The sequence below is a fragment of the Flavobacterium marginilacus genome, from assembly GCF_026870155.1.
Lineage (GTDB): Bacteria > Bacteroidota > Bacteroidia > Flavobacteriales > Flavobacteriaceae > Flavobacterium > Flavobacterium marginilacus.
In genome coordinates, this window is the sequence record NZ_CP113975.1 from 1,175,518 (window position 1) to 1,198,594 (window position 23,077).

Below are 23,077 nucleotides of genomic sequence, written 5' to 3' on the forward strand. Positions count from 1 at the left end.
ATCCTTTTGTCTTGTTCTCAGACGAGACAAAAGGATATTGTGTACATCGGGAGTGAAATTATTCGAGATAAAGTAGTCGAAACGGCGAAAATTTTTTGTGTAGTCATGGTCAGTCTCCCTTTCCTTCGAAGAGGGTCGGGGAGAAGATTTAATCATGTCCCAAATCTGCTAATAACTTTTTATCTCCTACGATCCATAAAATATCATCTTTTTCAAGAATAACATTTGATTCAGGATTTAGGGTTCGCTTTCCTCTTTTTTCGATGCCTACGACCAATCCTTTTGTTTTTTCGCGAAGTTTGGATTCCTTGATGCTTTTTCCCAAAAAGGTATGGTTTTTTAGTTCGATTTGACGCAAAACAATATCGGGTTCCACAACTTCTGGAGAAAGATCTATTTCGTGCTGATCCAGGTATTTTTTGAATTCCTGTACTTGAGCATCAGTTCCTATAACGCAGATTTCATCACCAGGAAACACACGTTCGTTAGCATCGGGGATGTGAATCATAACGTCGCCACGCTTGATGGAAACAAGGTTAACGCCCAGGTTTTCTCGAATCTGCAGTTTTTTTAGGGCTTCACCGGCTATATTGGATTCGGCAGCAATATCGAATATTGCCATGTGCCCGTCCCAAGGAGACAAGTCGCTTCGGCTTCTTTTGGCTTTGGCGATTTCACGATCATTTAAATTGCTTAGGAAATGGTTTTCAATTTTATGGTATTGCATGTGAAGTCTTTTTTGAAAAATAAAATAAATAACCACTGCAATGATGAATGCAATAAAAGCAATTTTTGGTGAGAAAAATATATTAAGCAGCAGACCAATAAAGAATATTGACAGTATTATACGAATGAAAAACAGCATAGTCAGCGGTCCGCGCGATTTGCGGTCCAGCATTAATTCTTCGACTTCACGGACAGCAACACGGCGAAAAGCAAGTGCCCACAAAAATGGAGATACGATTGCCAGCGTAATTAATGCTCCAATAGTGTTTCCTAAATGATAGTCTTCAACTAATGGCAGCATGAAACGGGAAGAGAGCAGAATTACAGCCAGAATAATCACTACAAGTACGATTACCTGAATTAGAAAAGCATTAATAACCGTTTGCCATAAACTAACTGTTTTTATGGCCTGCGTACTGGCTGAATAGCGTTCTATTCGTTTCACCCATTTTCGGGGCAGGTTATGCGCCAAATATTCAGAAAAAGGAAGCGAATATTTAATCATAAAAGGGGTCGTAAACACGGTTACTGCCGAAACAGCGACTACAATCGGATACAAAAAGGAATTAGTTGCTTTCAGCGTTACACCTAATGTTGCTATAATAAAGGAGAATTCCCCAATTTGCGACAAACTCATTCCTGTTCGTATAGAATCTTTTAACGGCTGTCCTGATAATATGGCTCCAAATGTAGAACTGATAGATTGTCCAAAAATAGTAACAATCGACAGAATTGCAACAGGAAGAGCATGCTGGTAAAGTGCATCAGGATTAATTAACATACCGACAGATACGAAAAAGACAGCTCCAAATAAATCTTTTACCGGTTTTACCAAATGTTCAATATGCTCGGCCTGGGTGGTTTCGGCAATGATGGATCCCATTATGAAGGCTCCAAGCGCAGGAGAAAAACCAGCATTTGCTGCTAAAATCACCATCATAAGGCAGAGTGAGAGCGAAATTATCAGTAACATTTCATCAGTGAGCAGGTGTTTTGTTTTTTTGAGTACTGTCGGAATGATAAAAATTCCTCCCAAAAACCAAAGTACAAGAAAAAAGAGCAACTTGATAACAGACATCAGGAGATCACCGCCTGAAAACTGATTACTCACCGCAACCGTTGACAATAAAACCATCATCAAAATGGCTAATATATCCTGAACAATCAAAGAGCCGATAACGATTCCCGCAAATTTTTGGGTCTTCACACCCAATTCGTCAAATGATTTTAAAATAATTGTAGTGGAAGATATTGAGAGAATCACTCCCAAAAAAATACTGTCCATTTTTGGCCAGCCGAGCCACTGTCCCACAACATATCCCAAAAGGCACATACTCACAATCTGGACTCCAGCGGTAATTGAAGCGGTGCCCCCCACTTTCATTAATTTTTTGAAACTAAATTCCAATCCGAGACTGAAGAGCAAAAAGATAACTCCAATTTCAGCCCAGACTTCGACGCTTTTTATTTCTTTGACTGAAGGGAAAAAATCAAAATGATTACCCGCCAAAAAACCGGCGATCAAATAACCTAATACCAATGGCTGTTTGAGCTTTCTAAATAATACAACGGCAACAGCGGCAGTCATTAAGATAAGTCCCAGATCGCTTATTAATGGGTTTAAATGACTTGTTGTTTCAGGTACATCGGTTAATAGGCTCATATGTTAGGATTGTAATTTGTAAGGACAGATTAGTTGTAAAAATCGTTGATGGCTAATTTACAAAAAAAAGATTTTTTTTAGGTTTTAACGGTAGCCGCTTTTGAAAATTTAACCTCGAATTATGAAAAATTAACCGCAAAAAGGACACAAAGAATTACGCTAAGTCCACAAAGATTCTCTTGTCATGAAGTTAAGTTTAAAATTTTTCTCGGCAAAGACACGAAGACGCAAAGGTTAGAATGTATTTCTTTGCGTCTTTTCGAGATTTTTTTGACAAGGAACTTTGCGAATCTTACGGTTAAACAAAGGAATTAGCAATAAAAAAGCTACCCCGAAAAGGATAGCTTATTAGTTATTAGGCAACAGCCATTAGCTTAAAGCCTACAGCTTTTTTTAAATCCCTATAAAATTACTTGGCGTGATCTGCAGTAATTCAGCTTTAATTTCATCTGAAACCTCTAACGTTTCAATAAAAGCATGAATAGAATCTTTTGTTATTGCTTCATTGGTTCTTGTCAAACCTTTTAAAGCTTCGTATGGATTTGGATAGGCTTCTCTGCGTAAAATCGTTTGAATTGCTTCGGCAACAACAGCCCAGTTTTTCTCCAGATCTTCGTGGAATTTAGATTCGTTTAGCAATAATTTATTTAAACCTTTCAAAGTAGCTTCAAAAGAAATGATAGTATGTCCCATCGGCACACCAATGTTTCTCAAAACAGTACTGTCTGTCAGATCGCGCTGCAGTCTTGAAATTGGCAGTTTGGCAGATAAATGCTCAAAAATAGCATTGGCAATTCCTAAGTTTCCTTCAGAATTTTCAAAATCAATTGGGTTTACTTTATGCGGCATTGCAGATGATCCAATCTCTCCCGCTTTAATTTTCTGCTTGAAATATTCCATCGAAACATACGTCCAGATATCTCTGTCCAAATCGATAATGATAGTGTTGATTCTTTTCAAAGCATCAAAGAACGCAGCAAAGTGATCGTAATGCTCAATTTGTGTAGTCGGAAAAGAATGGTGTAAACCTAAATTTTCCTGAACAAATTTAGTCCCGAACTGTTTCCAGTCAACCTGTGGATACGCCACGTGATGCGCATTATAATTTCCGGTAGCTCCTCCAAATTTAGCCGCAAACGGAATGTTAAACAACAAACGCATCTGCTCTTCCAAACGCTCTACAAAAACAGCAATTTCTTTACCCAAACGAGTAGGCGAAGCAGGCTGTCCGTGCGTGCGTGCAAGAAGCGGAACTGCAGCCCATTCTTGACTCAATTCCTTTAATTTAGAAATTACAGCAATTAATGACGGCATATAAACCTGCTCAAAAGCATCTTTAGTCGAAAGCGGAATTGCAGTATTGTTAATATCTTGTGAAGTCAGTCCAAAGTGGATAAACTCTTTATATTCAGACAAGCCTAGTTTTTCAAAAGCATCTTTTATGAAATATTCTACCGCTTTTACATCGTGGTTGGTTACTTTTTCGGTTTCTTTAATCCAAAGAGCATCTTCGGTCGAAAAGTTTTTATAAATGTTACGTAAACTGTCGAAAAGATTAGGATTTACGTTTTTTAATTGCGGTAAAGGAACTTCGCATAAAGCAATGAAATATTCGATTTCAATTAATACGCGGTATTTGATTAATGCTTCTTCTGAGAAAAAAGGAGCCAGAGATACTGTCTTATTTCTATAACGGCCATCGATTGGTGATATAGCATTCAATTCGTTTAAAGTAGTCATTTTTTGTTGTTTTTTCGAAAGGCACAAATATAAAGAGAATTTAAAGATTAGAAGGTACTCAGATTTAACTTTTGATTGTAAATAACTCAAAATAATTCAAAAAATCGTGTAATTTGTAACTTTAAAAAAAGAGAAAAGTCAGCGGATAATTTTTCAATAGAAATAATTTGGGCATGACCGCCGGAAAAAGGCGGTCGGGCTATCCGTTACCACTTTTTTTATCCCTTGAAAAAAGGGATAAAAAAGAGCTCCACTTCAAACGAAGTTCACTGAACCCCGATGAAAATAAAAATTAAGTGAAGTAATCCCTCATGCGAAGACAATTTCAACATATAAGCCATATTTAAGCAACTTTTTTAATTCAAAATAAGACCAAGCAGATAATTATTTTTTATAAACTTAGATTCTTAGTAGCTTAGCATCTCAACAACTTTAAAAAATATGACAAAACAAAAAGTTTCTATTTTTTGGTTCAGACGTGATTTGCGTCTGGAAGACAATACGGCTTTGTACCACGCCCTGCAGTCTGAACAGCCTGTAATTCCGCTGTTTATTTTTGATACGAATATTCTAAATAGTCTGCCAAAAAATGACGCTCGGGTTGGTTTTATACACGAATCACTCCAGAAAATAAATGACAAATTAAATAGCCTCGGAAGCTCGCTTTTAATAAAAAAAGGAACAACAATAGAGGTTTGGCAATCGCTTTTCGAAGAGTTTACCGTTTCGGCAGTTTTTTTGAATAAAGATTATGAACCTTACGCCATAAAGAGGGATCTGGCAATTGAAACATTAGCAAAAGAGAATTGTGCTTCTTTTTTTTCTTTTAAAGATCAGGTGATTTTTGAGGAAAAGGAAATTGCCAAAGCGGATGGACTGCCTTATACCATTTATACTCCGTACAAAAATAAATGGCTGGAAAAATACAAATCAATGGCTCCGATTGCAGAATATAATACTGAAAATTATTTCTCTAATTTTTACAAAAACCTTTTTGATTTTCCAGCTTTAGAAGCAATAGGTTTTGAGGAAAGCAATATAAAAGTCAGACCTCATAATTTAACACAAATTGCAAATTACCATGAAACCCGCGATTTCCCTGCCGTTGATGGTACATCGTATCTTTCGCCTCATCTGCGTTTTGGAACAGTAAGCATTCGGAAGTTAGTGAATTGGGCAGTTCGCAAGAATGATGTTTTCCTGAGCGAATTGATTTGGAGGGAATTCTTTATGCAGATTTTATTTAGCTTTCCAAAAGTAGTAAGCGATAATTTCAAATCGGCTTATGATGGAATTCAATGGCGTAATGATGAAAAGGACTTCAAGCGATGGTGTACAGGAACTACGGGATATCCCATGGTCGATGCCGGAATGCGTCAGCTCAATGCAACGGGTTATATGCACAATCGGGTGCGCATGGTTGTGGCGAGTTTTTTATGCAAGCATCTGCTGATCAGCTGGCAATGGGGCGAAGCGTATTTTGCCGAAAAACTGCTGGATTATGATTTGTCGGCCAATGTAGGGAATTGGCAGTGGGCAGCAGGAACTGGGTGTGATGCAGCACCTTATTTTAGGGTTTTTAATCCCGATATACAGCTCAAAAAATTTGACGAAAAAGGAATTTACATCCGCCAATGGATTCCCGAATTTGATTTGGGTTACGGTCAGCCAATGATAGATCATGCATTTGCCAGAGATCGTGCAATAGCAGCATATAAAGCCGGAATTTTAAAATGATAATTGTGAACACATATTTTAAGTATAATTTGTGTATATACCCCTCACGTTTAACTTCTTATTAATACTGTTAAAAAAAGCATTGGCTTATATTTGTATGCAGTAATTGATTTCCTCAAATTTTTAAATTATGCAAAAAAATGTTTTAATAACAGGCGGTACCGGTTTTATCGGAAGGTATCTCACTGAAAAATTATTGGAAAGAGGTTATACAGTTTCAATACTTACCAGAGATAGTAAACCCAATACAGAAAAAATTTCCTATTATACCTGGGATATTGATGCGCAAAGTATTGATGAAAAGGCGATAGAAAATACCGATTATATCATTCATTTAGCCGGAGAAAATATTGCCGATGAAAGATGGACTTCCAAAAGGAAAGCTGCGATTCTAGACAGCAGAGTACAATCTTCAAAATTGATTTATGATACTTTAAAAAAGCTGAATAAAAGAATTGATGCTTTTGTTTCGGCTTCAGGTATTGGGTATTATGGGGCGGTCAACGGTGAAGGTATTTGTACAGAAGGCACGCTGCCAGCCGATGATTTTGTCGGAACAGTTTGTCAGGAATGGGAAAATTCTGCCGATTTGATGCTGGGATTGGGTATTCGTACTGTAAAAATACGTACTGGTCTGGTCTTGGGAAAAGATGAAGGGATTTTAAAAAAATTAAGCCCAGTTTTCAAAAAGGGTTTTGGCTGTGTTTTGGGTTCAGGAAAACAGTATATGCCTTGGATTCACGTGCATGACTTATGTATGATGTATATTGAAGCTATCGAAAATAAAAAAATGACAGGTTCTTATAATGCTACGATTAATGACAGCACGACAAATTTAATTTTCTCTAAGGCTTTGGCAAATTCTTTTGGTTTTTCTATTTGGCTGCCTAATGTTCCTGCTTTTTTAATCCGATTGATACTGGGAAAAAGAGCTGTACTGCTTTTGACAGGAAGAAGGGTTTCTTCGGATAAAGTTAAAAAATTAGGATTCAGATTTCAATTCAAAAATTTAAAAAAGGCATTAAAAACTAATGCAAAATAAAGGTCATGCTGTCTGTCTTTTGGCAAAAATGATTCTGCATCAAAATACTCCGTATATTTTAATTGCCTTACAGGTGCTGGATATTAATTTAAAACACAGTTGACTTGTGTATTCACTGTTTTTGAAATTTTTGCAATTACAATATTTGGGATTTCAATATTGAAATCATCCGTGTTTAATGCAAAATTGGAGTTTATTTGGATTCCGCTGCCTGCTTTTTTAATTTTTGCAAGAACAGTAATCATTCGGGATTGTCCATGAATTGTTATTTTTCCTTTTATAACGAAATCTTTCTCTTCTTCTGTGACTATTTTTAGATCAAACTTTTCGATAACTCCTTTAAAAGTAGCTTTAGAATAGCGGTCACTTTCCATGTAATTGCTATTGAAATGTTCCTGCATCAGATTTCTTTTGAATTGGAATTTTTTGATGACTGCTGTAAAAGTTATTTCGCTTTTATTTGGGACTAGTGTACAGTTCACATCGTCATTTTTAGCTTCTACAGCTTCAAATAACGGTACAGATGCTTCAAAGTAAATCACGCATTTGGATGAGCTAAATTTGTTTTGGGCATTAATGGGGAAAAGTATTAATAACAGGGCTAATAGAGTAAATTTTTTCATAATCTTTTCTATTAAAGGTTGTACTTAAAGTTACGATTTTTTTATGAGGGGCAGTCTTAAAATTACGCCAAAAAAAATCCCAGTATCAAACTGTTTAAGCATTTGATACTGGTTTTTTTGATTAGATTTAATATGTTGAAAAAGAGGTGTTTTGACTCTTTTTTATGGATGCTGAAATTCTGTGCTTAAAAAAATGTTCTCAGCTGTATTCGCTTAGAATCCTAACAGTTTAGTTATACAGCATCTAAAAAAAACTAATCCAGATTAATCTGGATATTGTATTTTTTCAGGCCTTCCAAAGTTTCTTTTGAAGTATAATTGAAAACTTCCTGATGATAATCACGTTCTTTTTTTAAGGCAATTTGTTTTAATGAATTACAAAAACGCTTTACATCTTCAAAATTAGACAGTATTAAGCCTGGGACCGGCACGCTGTTGCCTTCATTGTCTTTGGCAACCATTGTGAAATAAGAAGAATTACAGTGTTTTTTTAATCCGGTCTGAATGTTTTCAGCTTCTACACGAATCCCAACAACCATAGAGCTTTTTCCAACATAATTTACAGAGGCTTTCATGGTCACAAGTTCACCAACTTCAATAGGTTTTAAAAAATTCACGGTATCTACAGAAGCCGTTACGCAGTAATTTCCGGAAAATTTAGACCCACAGGCAAATGCAATCTGGTCTAAGAGTGATAAAATATAGCCTCCGTGAATTTTTCCGCTGAAATTGGTATGTGAAGGCAGCATCAATACTGAAATACTGACATGTGATGAAGCAACTGTTTTGAAAATTTTGTCCATAGATTTATTTTTGGTGAAAAGACAAAAGCTGTCTTTAATTGTATTGGTTAAATAGAGTTGTTGGTATTGTTAGTTGTACAGAGTGTTTGTTTATGCTGTTTAATTTAAAAGAGAACTTTCATCAGTTTCTGCTCTTTTCAAAATGCTGTCCGGGAGTGCTTTTTTAGCTTTGGCTCCCATTTTTTTGAGTTTTTCGACGCTCGTGATGAGGTTTCCTTTTCCTTCTACGAGTTTATTCATGGCACCTTGATATTCGACTTTACTTTCGTCTATTTTTTTACCAATTTTGATTAAATCGGCAACAAAACCTTCAAATTTATCATATAATGCACCGGCTTGTCTTGCTATTTCAAATGCATTTTCCTGCTGTTTTTGGTTTGTCCACATACTGTCAATCGTGCGTAAGGTTGCCAATAGGGTAGAAGGTGTCACAATTACAATGTTTTTTTCGAAAGCTTTGTTGTATAACGTTTGATCTTCGTTTAGCGCCAATGCAAAAGCAGGTTCCATCGGTATAAAAAGCAAAACAAAGTCAGGGCTTTCTATCTGGTATAAATCGTAATAATTTTTGCCTCCTAACTGATCCACATGATTTTTTATCGAATTGACATGTTCTCTTAAAAAGGTTTTCTTTAAAATTTCATCTTCTTCGTTAATAAATTTTTCATAGGCAGTTAAGGAAACTTTAGAATCGACAATCATCTTTTTCCCGTCAGGAAGATTGATGACAACATCAGGAAAAACACGATTGCCTTCCTCTGTGGTGTGACTTTGCTGTACATAGTATTCTCTGTCTTTTTCTAATCCTGATTTTTCAAGTACCCGTTCCAAAACCAATTCACCCCAGTTGCCCTGCATTTTGCTGTCGCCTTTTAATGCTTTAGTCAGATTTAGGGTTTCTTTGCTCATTTGAGCATTCATTTCGCTTAAGCCTAGTATCTGCTGACGCAAAGCGGCATGGTAGTCAATGCTTTCTTTGTGTGTGTCTTCTACCTTCTTTTCAAATAACTGAATTTTATCCTGCAGCGGTGTCAGGATATTTTTCATATTTTCTTTGTTTTGCTCCGTAAATTTATTTGATTTTTCGTCTAATATTTTATTGGCAAGATTCTCAAATTCTTTGGTAAATTTTTCCTGTAGCTTTTCAACTTCATTTTTTTGTTCCTTGTTGCGTTCCCAAAGGTTTTCAAAATCGACTTCTTTTTTAGAAAGCTGAATGGCTAAACTGTCTTTTTCGTTTCGGATGTTTTCTTTTTCAGAATTGGATAATTCAAGTTGTTTTTCGAATGCATTTTTATCCAGTAAAAATTGTTCTTTTTGTTGAACCAATTGAGTATTCATAGCCGTTAATCGTTCTTCCAGACTTACTTTTTCTGATTGAAATCGAGCCGAAAAGATAAGTTTACCGATAAAAACACCTATCGCTAGTGCGAGGATAAAAACACCTAATAAAAGAAGAGTTGACAGCATAAATAATTCCTTTTTATAAAAATGTAAAAGTAAGCATTAATACGTAGTACTTAATTTTAAAAAATGAAATTTCACGAATTATTGCGAATCCAACGCTAAATGAACATTTTTTTTGCCATCACGCAACCTTTTACTAAATGCGTCATCTTAGTAGTATATAAATTAATTAAAAATAAATATGAAACGTTTTATTTTAGCAGCTCTTGCGGCTTTCAGTTTTTATTCCTGTACAGATACGATGGACAATGGTGATGCACAAAATTGCGGTAATGTTAGAAATGTTGCTTTTGAGAATTTTGTTTACTGCGGTCAGTTAAAAGAAAATCCAACAAAGCCTATTTATGTACTGATAAACTCAAATGAAGAACTGCTGAAACAGTTTACTTTTTGCGATCCTTTTGGGCCTATGCCTGATTTTACTCAAAAAAGAATATTAGGGCTATTATCAGGATCAAAACCATCGAGCGGCTATGATATAAAAATTCAGTCTGTTATTGAAAATGACTGCGAAATCCTAGTGGAGTATTCTGAAAGAGAACCAAAAAGTGATGAAGGTGTATTAACCGTTATTACATATCCTTCGGATTTTGTTGTGCTTCCAAAATCGAATAAGCCTATTTTATTTAGAAAAATAAATCCAATTAATAACTACATAATCGTTGGAACATACTTTGGTGAATGTACGGGGAGTGACTGCTTTCAGTTCTATAAAATTGAAGCTTACAAAGTAATTAAATATCCAAAAGCATATAATTTTCCAGTCCAATTTAATCAGACTGATTATAAAGCATTAGTTTACTCTGATGATTTAGCAGGTCTTTATTCAAAAATTCCAGCCGAAATAAAAAGTTTAAAAGGACAGACCAAAACATTTGGATCACCAGATGCTCATGATCAAGGAGGTACTTATCTGGAGTGGAGCGAGGCAGGTGTTGTTACTAAAATATATTTGGACAATGACAATACTGCAGATCAGACTGCGGGAATAATTGCGCTTAAGAAGGTGATTCAGGATAAAATAACTCTCCTAAAAACCAAATCTTAAACGTATTACATTTTAATCCTAAAACCCAGATTCATAGTTGAAATCTGGGTTAAAAAGGTTTCGTTATTTACAAAAAAAGGAGATTGCTCAAAATGGTTTCTGATGTGTTTTTAAAATAAAATAAATACTAATTTTTATGAAGAAAATATTTTTTATTCTTTTTATAATTTTTACTGTTTCTTCCTGTACCTATGAAAATTCCGGTTTTAGACGAATTTCCAAAGAAGAAGCAATGCAGGGCTGGGCTTGGAAAATTTTCATTTTTACAGATGAAGGAGAGTTTCAACCTGCTGAATCAGAAGTGAATAAAAATGATAAACATATCAAAGAGAACCCTATTTTTGTAAAGGATATTTGGAAAATGAATTCCAAGGAGTATCATTTTTTTAAAAATCATCAATTAGCAGTCAAGGAAGAAGCCGATAATACCATTTTGGAACAGACCAAAAGAAATCGATAAATACCAAAATAAGAATTCTTGAAGAATAACATAGACCAGTATATTAGAAAATGTGTCGAAAATGACCGGGAAGCTCAACTGAAAATATATCAGCTGTTTTCTCCTGTGCTTTATGGACTGTGCCTAAAATATATGCGGAATGAAGATGATGCAAAAGATGTTTTTCAGGAAGCCTTTGTTATTGCCTTTCAAAAAATCGAACAGTATAAATTTCAAGGGAGTTTTGAAGGCTGGATCAAGCGGATTTTCATCAATAAATTATTAGAAACATTAAAGAAAAAGAAAAAGGGAGTCCTGTTTTTAGACACATTTGATACTAATATCGCTGAAGAAGAAGAATTAGAATTAGAACCAATTGAACAAGAAAAATTACTGGAATATATACAGGAACTGCCAGATCAATACCGTATGGTTTTTAATTTATATGTTTTTGAAAAAATGAAGCATAGAGAAATTGCAGCATTACTTGAAATAAGTGAAGGTACATCCAAATCAAATTTTAATAGAGCCAAAAATATTTTAAAGAAAAAAATTTTGACGGTTCTAAATTCTAAAACAGCATGAAATTGAAATTCTGTCAGGTACAATAAAGAAAGACCCGACTGATTTCAAAATAAATAATAACGCATGAAAAATAAAGAAGCAAAATCTATTTTTTCTTCATTGGAGAACTTCTCAAGTACTCCGCCGCCAGAGTTATGGGATAAAATAGAAGCTCAATTAGATAAGCCTAAAAAGAAAAAGCGGCTGGTTGTCTGGTGGTGGACAGCGGCGTGTTTAGTGGCAGGGCTTTCGCTTCCGGCAATTTGGTACGCTAATTCTGGGCAGGGGAATAATCAGGAATTAATTATTGGAAATAATGCTAATGAAGTTGTTTTGCAAAACGATTCAAAAAACAGCAGTGGCAATAATAAGAAGGCAGGTGCAGATGAAAGTACTGTTGGAAAAACATCTTTTGAGAAAAAAAACAATAGTGCTGATAAAATTAAGAATGAAAATTTGAACACCAAAGAAACTGGTATTTCTTTGGCTAGCACAAATTCTGTAACTGTCAAAAAAACGCCCGAAATTATATATAAAATAAATAATTCAAAGAGAGTTAAGAATTCAAATGAAGAAAAAAATAATCAGCTGATTGCTGCTAATAATGCTAAATCACAGTCGAATGCAGCGGCTGTCAATAAAAATCAAACATCTAATAGTTATCAAGCGGTTTCTATTAACGGAATGAATAATTTTTCTGCAGGCAGTACAAGTGAAAATGCCAAAACGATTGCAGTTTCTGAAAGCAATGCTATTTCTGGTTCGAAGCAAAATAAAGAAAGTGTTCAGACTGTGAGTCCTAAACCAGAACTGATTAATAAAAAGGATGAGGTTTACGGATTGAATTCCAATACAGCAATTGCCGAAAATACTAAAACGAACGATTCAATTAGTAAAATAAAAAATGAAGTTGCTCAATTAGAAAATGCTTTGGCTGACTTGGATAAAGATAAAACTAAGAAAAAAACAAGTCCGGAAGTTATTGATAAATGGTCGCTTAAAGTTTTTGCAGGAGTAATGGGGTCCGAAAATTTTAACAATGACAAAGCTTTAGGAAACACTGTAGCTTCAAAACAATCCAATGGCTATGGGATAAAGACAAACTATAAACTGAATAAAAAATGGGGAGTAAGTTCCGGTTTCAAGATTAATGAACTTGGACAAAAAATAAATGGAGTTGCTTATTATGAGCGGGGCAATACAGCTGATTTTGCTTCAGGGGCATTGCCTACTAACGGACCTTTGGAAAGTACTGTAAAAAGTAATATAGTTTTGGTTTCCAATAATGAGAATTATTTATTTGCCTCAAGTTCTAAATCCAGTACAGGTTTTGAAACAGGAAATGTGACTCAGAATTTAAAATATTTCGAAATGCCGTTAGAGGTTTCTTATTCTCTTTTAAGCAAAAAGAAAACCAATATTAGTATGAATACAGGTGGTTTTGTCGGTAAATTAATTGCTAATGATGTTATATTAAACGGGAGCTCAATTGGAGAGAATAAAAACGTAAATGATTTTGTTTACGGTACGGTATTGAGCAGTACACTGCAGTATGAATTCCTTAAAAAAACTTATTTTTTCATCGAACCAGGAATGAATTACTACATCAATCCTTTAGAAAATCAATCCTTCAATCAATTTCAATGGATGTTTAATATTGGTATAAACGTATCTTTTTAATTTTTGCAATAATTATTTAATGTGGTATTTAGAATTTTAATTGCAGTAGTGCCGGATTTTTAATCCGGCATTTTACATTATAAAAAGGATAATAAGATTGATTTTTATTTATTGAATTATACCATTTATGAATGTAAAACAGTCTTTTTGTTTTTCTTCACCCTAGCCCTTTCCCAAGGAGAGGGAATAAAAATTAGGTTATTTTATATTCATAAATGGTATTAGTTTTCTTTTTCGTTAAGAAAATAAATATCGCCTGCAGCTGCAAATACAGATCAAAAGGATGCTTTGTTTTGAAAACAGAATGTGTTGCAAAAAAAAGGTCTTGATTTGAGTCAAGACCTTTTTGTATTATTTTAAAAAATGAATTTATTTAAAATTCCATCCTAATGTTATCCCAAAAGCCACAGGTTTAATTTTAGCATCTTTGTCAGTACTGTACAATCCATTAGGTTTTCTATCAGATACAGATGTTTGGTTATAACCAATATAGGATTCATTCTTGTTTTGGTCTAAAATTGTACCATATCCACTTTCCAGGAACAGGGCTGCATACAACGAATTTTTCGCTGCCATATCAAATGTAAATCCTAACTCAAAAGAACTCATTATAATTCCTTTAGTTTCGTACTCTCCTGATGATGAATAATTATTCTGACGGCCAAAACCATATTCTGGTAAATCGTCAATAGTCAGGTTTACATCTGGATAATAAGCACTGCCATTTGCGTAATCCGCTGTTGCTTTAAATTTATAATTTACAGGTAAGAAATATTTAGCTCCAGCTCTAAAATTAAAATCAATACCCTCATTAATATTTGTTTTATATTGGACAAAAAGAGGGATTTGCAGAGCATGTAAAGTTTGTTTTTCTATATAATTGCTGGTAGTAACGTTATAAATAAATGCCGAAGTGGAAACATCAACTTCAAAAGTAGAAAGTATTGCAGAAGACTGAGACAAAGAAACTTCTTGTTTGTATTGTGAAAACTCTAGCCCTGAACCAATACCAAAATGTGTATTTAAAGAGTAGATATAACCTGCTTTTACAGCTCCGCCAAGGCGATAACCTGCTTGTGTGCCAGTAACATCACTCTTAATATTCCCTACTCCGGACTGTATACCTACATAAAACTGTGCAGCTATTCCTTGGGAAATTAAGAAAGCTATAGTTCCAATTATGTTTTTAATATTGAATTTCATAGATGTAAAATTTATTTTTTAGTGAGACTCTATACGTTATCGCCTTTTTACTCATTTGTTTTTGTTCACTCAAACTTGTTGTTAATGACGACTTCATACTTGTTTTAAATTAGAATAATCCATCCCCATTCATTAAAAATGAGGATGTCATATTCTATAAATTATTTTAATTTCTCACTAAAAGGTTTTTAGTAAAATATTTACCATTTGTTAAGGTCATTTTTACAATATAAATTCCCTCAACACTTGGAGCTATCATGTCAATAGTATTTTGACTTGTGTTAATAGTAGTTAGTAAGTTACCAGTTAAATTATAAACCTCAATACGCGCATTTTGTAATCTGTTTGTACTAACATTCGTTATCAATTGGAAACTCGCATTACTTCTAACAGGGTTTGGAACAATTCTTATGTACTCTTCTTCTATTGTAGGAGATAAAGTCAAGGTACAGGTTGTAATTAATGTTCCGTCTAGTTTTGTTGCTACTGCATAATAAGTTCCATTCAAAGGACCACTTTCTTTGAAATATTGTGAAGTTTGTCCAGGAACTAAAACCCCATTTTTATACCAGCTATACAATTTAAAACTCTTAGAACTATTGTCAAAGAATATAATATTTTCAAATTGTTTTCTAATCAGGTTAGGCTGACTAGATACTACTGGTAAAACAACTGCCGGAGCTGCATTGTAATTTATGTTTCCTGGTTGCGAAGCTGTAATAGCTGCAGACCCATAATTTTGGAAAATTACTGAATTATTTGAAACAGTAGCAATGTTAGTATTAGAAGAAGCATAATTTACTGCTAAACCACTATTAGCAACAGCAGTCAAAACAATACTAGTTTCTCCATTACAGCCTAATCCCAAAGTCTGATTCCAGGTAATTACCTGATCTGCTTTCGTAATAGTAAAATCTTTGCTTACATAAGTAATGCTATAGTTAGTACCAGCACTTAAGGTACCTTGCGTGATAGCGTAAACGCCCACATTCACTCCAGCTGCTCTTGTTAAAACACCAGTAAAGGCATCACTGCCTACCAAACTTGGCGAAACAGTATAAGTAAAAACAGGATCTGTTGTTCCATATACTTTGGTTTGTGAAGTATTTGCTGTTACTGTAATTGGTTTTGCAGTAATAGTAAAATCTTTGCTTACATAAGTAATGCTATAGTTAGTACCAGCACTTAAGGTACCTTGTGTTATAGCGTAAACACCCACATTCACTCCAGCAGCTCTTGTTAAAGCACCAGTAAAGGCATCACTACCTACCAAACTTGGCGAAACTGTATAAGCAAAAACAGGATCTGTTGTTCCGTACACTTTTGTTTGCGATGCAGTTGCTGTTACTGTAATTGGTTTTGCAGTAATAGCAAAGTTAGCCCCTGCGTAACTAATTGTATAATTAGATCCGGCAGTCAAACTTCCTTGGTTAATAGCATAAGTTCCAATGTTTTCCCCAGCAGCTCTTGTTAAAGCACCAGTAAAGGCATCACTACCCACCAAACTTGGCGAAACTGTATAAGCAAAAACAGGATCTGTTGTTCCGTACACTTTTGTTTGCGATGCAGTTGCTGTTACTGTAATTGGTTTTGCAGTAATAGCAAAGTTAGCCCCTGCGTAACTAATCGTATAATTAGAACCCGCAGTCAAACTTCCTTGGTTAATAGCATAGTTTCCAATGTTTTCCCCAGCAGCTCTTGTTAAAGTTCCAGTAAAGGCATCACTACCTACTAAACTTGGCGAAATAGTATAGGCAAAAACAGGATCTGTAGTTCCGTACACTTTTGTTTGCGATGCAGTTGCCGTTACTGTAATTGGTTTGGCAGTAATAGCAAAGTTAGCACCAACATAAGTAATTAAATACTTAGCCCCTGCTGAAAGCGAACCTTGATTAATAGCATAATTACCAATATTTTCACCACTAACTCTTGTTAAAGATCCTGTGAATGAATCTCCCGAAAGCAAACTTGGTGATACTGTATAAGTTAAAACAGGATCACTCTCCCCATATATTTTAGTTTGAGAAGGTGTTGCAGTTACCGTAATTGGAATTTGATTTAATTTCAGGACATAATTATAGGTAGCTGTACAATTATTAGCATCAGTAGCGGTAACAGTAAAATTACTATCAGCAATTTGAGTTGAAATACCTGTTATCTGTCCAGCTGTTGATAGCGAAAAACCAGAAGGCAGACTTCCTGCTGTAATTGCATACGTTTTAGGGTCTGTTCCTCCTGAAGCTACTATAGTTTGACTATATCCAGTATTGTAATCATAACCAGATAAAATTGTTGTTGTGAAATTTATAGCCGTAGGCTGTGTTATGGTAAAGTTTTTTGTGATTTGACAATTGTTGGCATCCGTGATGGTACAGGTGTAAGTGCCAACAGCCAATCCTGTAGTCGTAGCAGCCGTTCCACCAGATGGAGCCCATGAATAGGTATATCCGCCAGCACCGCCTGCAGCAGTTACCGAAGCCGACCCGTTAGTTCCACCGTTACAAGCCACGTTGGTTTGCGAAGTAGTTGCGGTAATGGCTGTAGGCTGTGTTATGGTAAAGTTTTTTGTGATTTGACAATTGTTGGCATCCGTGATGGTACAGGTGTAAGTGCCAACAGCCAATCCTGTAGTCGTAGCAGCCGTTCCACCAGATGGAGCCCATGAATAGGTATATCCGCCGGCACCACCGGCAGCAGTTACCGAAGCCGACCCGTTAGTTCCACCGTTACAAGCCACGTTGGTTTGCGAAGTAGTTGCGGTAATGGCTGTAGGCTGTGTTATGGTAAAGTTTTTTGTGATCTGACAATTGTTGGCATCCGTGATGGTACAGGTGTAAGTGCCAACAGCCAATCCTGTAGCCGTAGCAGCCGTTCCACCAGATGGAGCCCATGAATAGGTATATCCGCCGGCACCACCGGCAGCAGTTACCGAAGCCGACCCGTTAGTTCCGCCGTTACAAGCCACGTTGGTTTGCGAAGTAGTTGCGGTAATTGCCGTAGGCTGTGTTATGGTAAAGTTTTTCGTGATCTGGCAGTTGTTGGCATCCGTGATGGTACAGGTGTAAGTGCCAGCAGCTAATCCTGTAGCTGTAGCAGCCGTTCCACCAGATGGAGCCCATGAATAGGTATATCCGCCAGCACCACCGGCAGCAGTTACCGAAGCTGACCCGTTAGTTCCGCCGTTACAAGCCACGTTGGTTTGCGAAGTAGTTGCGGTAATGGCCGTAGGCTGTGTTATGGTAAAGTTTTTTGTGATCTGACAATTGTTGGCATCCGTGATGGTACAGGTGTAAGTGCCAGCAGCCAATCCTGTAGCAGTAGCAGCAGTACCACCAGTTGGAGTCCATGAATAGGTATATCCGCCGGCACCGCCTGCAGCAGTTACCGAAGCCGATCCGTTAGTTGCTCCATTGCAGGCCACGTTGGTTTGCGAAGTGGTTGCGGTAATAGCTGTAGGCTGTGTTATGGTAAAGTTTTTCGTGATCTGACAATTGTTGGCATCCGTGATGGTACAGGTGTAAGTGCCAGCAGCCAATCCTGTAGCCGTAGCAGCCGTTCCACCAGATGGAGCCCATGAATAGGTATATCCGCCAGAACCACCAGCAGCAGTTACCGAAGCCGACCCGTTAGTTCCACCGTTACAAGCCACGTTGGTTTGCGAAGTAGTTGCGGTAATTGCCGTAGGCTGTGTTATGGTAAAGTTTTTTGTGATCTGGCAGTTGTTGGCATCCGTGATGGTACAGGTGTAAGTGCCAGCAGCCAATCCTGTAGCTGTAGCAGCCGTTCCACCAGATGGAGCCCATGAATAGGTATATCCGCCAGCACCGCCTGCAGCAGTTACCGAAGCCGACCCGTTAGTTCCACCGTTACAAGCCACGTTGGTTTGCGAAGTAGTTGCGGTAATGGCTGTAGGCTGTGTTATGGTAAAGTTTTTTGTGATTTGACAATTGTTGGCATCCGTGATGGTACAGGTGTAAGTGCCAACAGCCAATCCTGTAGTCGTAGCAGCCGTTCCACCAGATGGAGCCCATGAATAGGTATATCCGCCGGCACCACCGGCAGCAGTTACCGAAGCCGACCCGTTAGTTCCACCGTTACAAGCCACGTTGGTTTGCGAAGTAGTTGCGGTAATGGCCGTAGGCTGTGTTATGGTAAAGTTTTTTGTGATCTGACAATTGTTGGCATCCGTGATGGTACAGGTGTAAGTGCCAACAGCCAATCCTGTAGCCGTAGCAGCCGTTCCACCAGATGGAGCCCATGAATAGGTATATCCGCCGGCACCACCGGCAGCAGTTACCGAAGCCGACCCGTTAGTTCCGCCGTTACAAGCCACGTTGGTTTGCGAAGTAGTTGCGGTAATTGCCGTAGGCTGTGTTATGGTAAAGTTTTTCGTGATCTGGCAGTTGTTGGCATCCGTGATGGTACAGGTGTAAGTGCCAGCAGCTAATCCTGTAGCTGTAGCAGCCGTTCCACCAGATGGAGCCCATGAATAGGTATATCCGCCAGCACCACCGGCAGCAGTTACCGAAGCCGACCCGTTAGTTCCGCCGTTACAAGCCACATTGGTTTGCGAAGTAGTTGCGGTAATGGCCGTAGGCTGCGTTATGGTAAAGTTTTTTGTGATCTGACAATTGTTGGCATCCGTGATGGTACAGGTGTATGTGCCAGCAGCCAATCCTGTAGCCACAGCAGCATTTCCTCCGGATGGAGCCCATGAATAGGTATATCCGCCGGCACCGCCTGCAGCAGTTACCGAAGCTGACCCGTTAGTTGCTCCATTGCAGGCCACGTTGGTTTTTGAAGTGGTTGCGGTAATAGCCGTAGGCTGTGTTATGGTAAAGTTTTTTGTGATTTGACAATTGTTGGCATCTGTGATGGTACAGGTGTAAGTACCAACAGCCAATCCTGTAGCCACAGCAGCATTTCCTCCGGATGGAGCCCATGAATAGGTATATCCGCCGGCACCGCCTGCAGCAGTTACCGAAGCTGACCCGTTAGTTGCTCCATTGCAGGTCACGTTGGTTTGCGAAGTGGTTGCGGTAATGGCTGAAGGCTGCGTAATTGTGAAGTTAACGGCTGTAGTACAATTATTTGCATCAGTTACAGTACAGGTCCATGTACCAGGAGTTAGTCCAGTTACCGAAGTTGTACCATCACCCGTTGGGTTGCCAGGCGTCCAGTTATAGGTATAACCACTCGCTCCACCAGTTGGTGTGTTGATTGCAGCAGCTCCGTTAGAACCACCATTACAAGAAACATTGGTTTGTGAAGCCGCAGTAGTTGCTAAAGCAGTAGGTTCTGAAATAGTAAAGTTTTTTGTGACTTGTGTCGATTCGTTATCTGTTATAATAACTGAATAAGATCCAGCTGTTAAACCAGAGGCTGTAGCTCCATTTCCTCCAGAAGGAGACCAAGAATAGGTATAAGGAGCAACACCTCCCGCAGCAGTTACTGAAGCTGAACCTGAGGTTCCGCTGTTACAAGCCACGTCGGTTTGTGAAGTTGTTGCCGACAGGGCAGCATTTGTAGTAAAAGTTAAATCTGTACCATAACTTGTACCTGCAGAATTGATGGCATACGCTCTAAAGTGTACAAGTGTTCCAGCTGGTAAAGAAGAAATAACTGCACTAAAACTTCCTGTTCCAGTTCCATTTGTAACTTTGTTATTTGAAGTAGTAGGATTGCTGGCTGTTGCCCAGACAATACCTTTTTCAGTTACAGTGGCTCCGCCATCTGCAGTAACATTTCCTCCTAATGTTGCTTTTGAAGCACCTACTCCAGTTGCTGCGGTTGTTGAAACTGTTGGAGTTGTGATTGGATTTACAGCTACACATGATGATATTACGCTGCATAAGCCTATTGTTACAACAACTGCATAATTACCACTACTTGGCGGTGTATACGATTGTCCGTTTTCACCAATTAATATAGTTGCTGGACATTGAATCCATTGGTAGATAGCGCCAGGCTGATCCGCTGTTAAAACACCAGATGTTTGAGTTACGGTATCAATTACTTCACATACATCATTAACAGTAATAGTAAATACTTTTTCAAAGCTAAGACCACCCAGATCTGTAGTTTTCACACGAACAGAGTAGGAAGATTTAGTTTCAAAATCAGGACTAACAGTAATTTTCAAATTGCTCCCCGAAATGGTAAACACAGCATTATCTGTATCTCCAGTCCCAGACACTAAAGTATAGGTAAACGAGCTGTCATCAACATCGGTAGAAGAAAGAACTCCCACAGTTGAATTAGCCGCCACATTTTCGTTAATCGCAGTAGGTGAAAGGGCTAAATTAGTTGGAGCTTCATTCACATCATTGATGGTAACAGTAAAAACTTTATCAAAAAACAAACCTCCTTGATCTGTAGTTCTTAAGCGAACAGAATAGGAAGATTTAGTTTCAAAATTTGGGCTGGCCGTTATTCTTAAATTTGAACCGCTGATGTTGAAAGCAGCATTATCTGTACTTCCTGCTCCTGCTTCTAAAGTATAAGTAAAAGTATCCCCTGAATCAATATCTGTAGTGGAGAGTGTGCCTACGGTTGAATTAGCCGCCACATTTTCGTTGATAGAAGTAGCTGAAAGGGCTAAATTCGTTGGTGCTTCATTCACATCACTGATGGTAACAGTAAAAACTTTATCAAAAAACAAACCTCCTTGATCTGTAGTTCTTAAGCGAACAGAATAGGATGATTTGGTTTCAAAATCAGGGCTGGCCGTTATTCTTAAATTTGAACCGCTGATATTGAAAGCAGCATTATCTGTACTTCCTGCTCCTGCTTCTAAAGTATAAGTAAAAGTATCCCCTGAATCAATATCTGTAGTGGAGAGTGTGCCTACGGTTGAATTAGCCGTCACATTTTCGTTAATAGTATTAGGCGAAAGAGCAATGTCAGTAGGCGCAGTGTTAGTTGTGACTACAGGTGTTGAAACTGAAATAGAATTTATACTATGATTGGTAGCAGATTGGTTACCTACATATCCGCCAGCACTGATATAAAATCGTACCTCGTCTACATTTTGAAAGGCCGATGTTAAAGTTATTGTTTTTGGAGTATAACCTGAATCAAAACCATCAAAAGTGGTAGAAGCTACTTCATTACCATCTCTATAACCCTTTACCGTATTAGTAAAGGATGAGGTTTCTCCCCAGTTGTAATAGACAAATTGATTGAGACGAAATTCATTGCCATTGGCTGATTTTATTGCCATTCCTTTTGAACCTGCATTGTTTTCATTGGTTAGGCCTGAATAGGATGCGTTGGAACTTCCTATATAAGAATTGTTTTGCCAAGATAATGCGGGGAGTAAAGTACCGTTTGTATTGGAAATATTATATACCTGAATATCAATATCGGATATATCTTGCGAACCACCATCTCCATCAGAAGCAACGTCATCACTAGTAATTGCTGCTGGATTGCTTGAAAATGTTAACGTAGGAGAAGTGTTAAGCAGTACACCTATTTTGAAAATAGGATTTGTTCCAGTAAATTGTGTTCCTCCTGGACTGATGTCGTAAGTTGTTGATTCGCTAGTATTCCAATTTGCAATACTACAAATAGCTGTTAAAAGATTACTTTTTGAAGCCGCTGTTAAAGTGCCTTTATAGGTATTATTGTCACCATGATATCCTCCGTTATTAGGATCTCTATTAAGTGCAATAGCAGTTGATCCAAGAGTAAGAGATGGAGGTAAATACGAATTACCATTGTTGGGCTGAAGTCCAGTTCCAGGTACAAGAAATTGCCCTGCTGGTTGATTTATACCATTAAAAGTGGTACCAAATGTGTTTACCCAGCCAAATACAAATTGACTTACAGATGTAGCGGAACTTCCTTGAAAAATAAACCAGTTATCACCTCCAGCAGGAACTGGACAGCTACCCGGAGCTAGATTATATGTCCAGCCTGTAAAGCTAACAGTGCCTGGTAATCCAGAAACGCTAGGAGTTGTTCCTCCTGTAATTGAAAATTTAGTAACTGTTCCAGCTGGCATAGCAGAAGTTAACGTCCAAGTAATCGAGCCTTCTGCTAAATTAGCTACAGAAGTGGTTCCGAAAGTACCAGTAGCTTCATCATATCCATAATCAGTTATTCTAATAACAGTACCTGCTGAGATAGGAACAAGATTTACGATAGTCATTTCATAAGGGACAACATCGTAATTGGTACCAATAATAGCAATGTCACCCGCCGATAAATTGGTTTGAGCCAATGAGGATGAAAACAAACTTAGAAAACATCCAATGAAAAGTAGTTTTTTTATCATAATTTGTTAATGTATTTATTATCAAATATATAAAAAAAATGGACTATTATTCAATAGTCCA

Annotated in this window: 13 protein-coding genes; 6 read left to right on the top strand and 7 right to left on the bottom strand. The window is 37.3% G+C overall.

The window, feature by feature from the left end; all coding sequences use genetic code 11:
- Positions 1-148 precede the first annotated feature (148 nt).
- Both OZP07_RS05150 and purB read right to left on the bottom strand, forming a co-directional pair.
- Positions 149-2,389, bottom strand: a complete 2,241-nt coding sequence (locus OZP07_RS05150) for a cation:proton antiporter domain-containing protein (RefSeq protein WP_281637533.1) — start codon at positions 2,387-2,389, stop codon at positions 149-151.
- A 393-nt stretch (positions 2,390-2,782) separates the two neighbouring features.
- Positions 2,783-4,129 carry an adenylosuccinate lyase gene (gene purB, locus OZP07_RS05155; RefSeq protein WP_281637534.1) on the bottom strand — a complete coding sequence of 449 codons (1,347 nt, stop codon included), beginning with the start codon at positions 4,127-4,129 and terminating at the stop codon, positions 2,783-2,785.
- Positions 4,130-4,570: 441 nt separating this feature from the next.
- Between purB and OZP07_RS05160 the strand changes: the two genes are divergently transcribed.
- Together OZP07_RS05160 and OZP07_RS05165 are read left to right on the top strand one after the other, a co-directional pair.
- Positions 4,571-5,866 carry a cryptochrome/photolyase family protein gene (locus tag OZP07_RS05160; protein WP_281637535.1) on the top strand — a complete coding sequence of 432 codons (1,296 nt, stop codon included), beginning with the start codon at positions 4,571-4,573 and terminating at the stop codon, positions 5,864-5,866.
- Between the two features lie 130 nt (positions 5,867-5,996).
- Positions 5,997-6,908, top strand: a complete 912-nt coding sequence (locus OZP07_RS05165) for a TIGR01777 family oxidoreductase (protein ID WP_194644107.1) — start codon at positions 5,997-5,999, stop codon at positions 6,906-6,908.
- A gap of 83 nt (positions 6,909-6,991) precedes the next feature.
- Here the strand turns inward: OZP07_RS05165 and OZP07_RS05170 are convergent, their stop codons facing one another.
- The 3 genes from OZP07_RS05170 to OZP07_RS05180 form a co-directional block, all read right to left on the bottom strand.
- Complete coding sequence (locus tag OZP07_RS05170; protein ID WP_281637536.1) at positions 6,992-7,531, bottom strand: YceI family protein; 540 nt, start codon at positions 7,529-7,531, stop codon at positions 6,992-6,994.
- 254 nt (positions 7,532-7,785) lie between these two features.
- A complete protein-coding gene (locus tag OZP07_RS05175) occupies positions 7,786-8,334 on the bottom strand; it encodes an acyl-CoA thioesterase (protein ID WP_194644110.1) in 549 nt (182 codons plus the stop codon).
- A 99-nt stretch (positions 8,335-8,433) separates the two neighbouring features.
- Entirely contained in the window at positions 8,434-9,804 is a 1,371-nt protein-coding gene (locus OZP07_RS05180; RefSeq protein WP_281637537.1) for a DNA recombination protein RmuC, read from the bottom strand.
- A 178-nt stretch (positions 9,805-9,982) separates the two neighbouring features.
- On the opposite strand from OZP07_RS05180, the gene OZP07_RS05185 reads away from it, so the two are divergent.
- The 4 genes from OZP07_RS05185 to OZP07_RS05200 all read left to right on the top strand — a co-directional run bounded on the left by OZP07_RS05185 (position 9,983) and on the right by OZP07_RS05200 (position 13,532).
- Complete coding sequence (locus tag OZP07_RS05185; protein ID WP_194644114.1) at positions 9,983-10,849, top strand: protease complex subunit PrcB family protein; 867 nt, start codon at positions 9,983-9,985, stop codon at positions 10,847-10,849.
- A 136-nt stretch (positions 10,850-10,985) separates the two neighbouring features.
- The gene (locus OZP07_RS05190) at positions 10,986-11,309 is read left to right on the top strand and encodes a lipoprotein (RefSeq protein WP_194644117.1); all 324 of its coding nucleotides are present in this window, start codon (positions 10,986-10,988) and stop codon (positions 11,307-11,309) included.
- Positions 11,310-11,327: 18 nt separating this feature from the next.
- Positions 11,328-11,873 (top strand): RNA polymerase sigma factor, encoded by a 546-nt coding sequence (locus OZP07_RS05195; RefSeq protein WP_281637538.1) that lies wholly within the window; start codon positions 11,328-11,330, stop codon positions 11,871-11,873.
- Between the two features lie 63 nt (positions 11,874-11,936).
- Positions 11,937-13,532 carry a hypothetical protein gene (locus tag OZP07_RS05200; protein ID WP_281637539.1) on the top strand — a complete coding sequence of 532 codons (1,596 nt, stop codon included), beginning with the start codon at positions 11,937-11,939 and terminating at the stop codon, positions 13,530-13,532.
- Between the two features lie 369 nt (positions 13,533-13,901).
- On the opposite strand, the gene OZP07_RS05205 is transcribed toward OZP07_RS05200, so the two are convergent.
- Together OZP07_RS05205 and OZP07_RS05210 are read right to left on the bottom strand one after the other, a co-directional pair.
- Entirely contained in the window at positions 13,902-14,735 is an 834-nt protein-coding gene (locus OZP07_RS05205) for an outer membrane beta-barrel protein (RefSeq protein WP_281637540.1), read from the bottom strand.
- Between the two features lie 166 nt (positions 14,736-14,901).
- Positions 14,902-23,016, bottom strand: coding sequence for an MBG domain-containing protein (locus OZP07_RS05210; RefSeq protein WP_281637541.1), 8,115 nt, complete (start codon positions 23,014-23,016; stop codon positions 14,902-14,904).
- Between the last annotated feature and the right edge of the window lie 61 nt (positions 23,017-23,077).